Origin of the sequence: Terrimonas pollutisoli (assembly GCF_029360765.1) — a bacterium.
Classification (GTDB): Bacteria; Bacteroidota; Bacteroidia; order Chitinophagales; family Chitinophagaceae; genus Terrimonas_B; species Terrimonas_B pollutisoli.
On the sequence record NZ_JARKNA010000058.1, the window covers coordinates 1 to 1301 of the forward strand.

The window sequence follows — 1301 nt, forward strand, 5'->3', positions numbered from 1 at the left end:
AGGGCATCTCTAAAAACCTAAGGTACGATGCAATGTTTTACAAAGAATTATTGTCCTGGACTAAAACTTTTTCGATGTCAAAATCAAGAGGATTATTCGATGAGCAAATTCGATTGGAGAAATTGAGCAAGAAGCAGGATCCGTTAGAGAAATTGAGTAGCCATATAGACTTTGAATATTTCCGTAAACCTTTAGAAAAAGCCTTGGTTAAGGATACAGATAAAAGTAAAGGAGGTCGCCCTCCATACGATGTAGTATTAATGTTCAAGATTTTGATTTTGCAGAGGTATTATAATGTAAGTGATGATGCAATGGAATATGCAATTCTCGACAGGTTAAGCTTTATGCGGTTTTTAGGCCTTGGAATTAATAATCCTGTACCTGATTCAAAAACGATTTGGTTGTTCCGCGATACACTAACGAAGCTGAATTTGATTGAACAATTATTTGGCACTTTGGATAAACAGTTAGATAAAGATGGAATCATAGTGCACAAAGGGAAAATAATAGATGCATCTATTGTGGAAGTGCCAAAGCAGCGTAATAATCGTGAAGAGATAGATCAGTTAAAGGAAGGCACTATACCAGAAAACTGGAACGAAAATAAAATAAGACAGAAGGATATCGATGCTGACTGGACCAGAAAACATTTTCAGAATTATTTTGGGTATAAGAATCATATTAAAGTCGATAGCAAAACCAAACTGATTACAGGCTTTCAAGTGACACCGGCGAATGAAGCGGACAAACATATGGTTGATCCGTTGTTGAATAAAAAAGAAGATGGCGGCCAACCGTTATATGCTGATTCAGCCTATAGCAGCAAGGAACTAGAAGAACTTTATAAGAACAAGAACATAATCAGCAAGGTGAACAAGCAGGGTTATCGTTACAAAGCGTTAACCAAGGCAGATCGAAAAGTAAATAAAAAACATTCCAGGATAAGAAGCCGGATAGAACATGTGTTTGGCTTTATGACTAACAGTATGAATGGAATGTATTTAAGGTACAGGAGCTTAATTCGAAACAGAATTGGAATTGGCTTAATGAATCTTACTTACAACCTATTTAGACTAGTTCAACTGAATGTTGAATTAAGAAAATGACGGGGAAAGTGTGCCTTTTTGAGAAATAGGTGCACTTAAAAAACAAACAAGGGAATGAAAACATCCCTTCAAAACAAAAAAAGAGATGAAAGGATCATTCAGTTGAACACAAAATCAAAAAAAACCAGTCAGACGCATCCAAAAAAATAACCGGGAAAAGTAATTTTTTAAAAATCGGGTTAATAGAGATGCCCT

At 35.6% G+C, this 1301-nt stretch carries 1 protein-coding gene; it reads left to right on the plus strand.

Annotated features, from left to right (window positions below; translation table 11 throughout):
- The first annotated feature begins 74 nt into the window (after nt 1-74).
- Nucleotides 75-1106, plus strand: coding sequence for an IS5 family transposase (locus P2W73_RS26335; protein WP_276505093.1), 1032 nt, complete (start codon nt 75-77; stop codon nt 1104-1106).
- Nucleotides 1107-1301 lie beyond the last annotated feature (195 nt).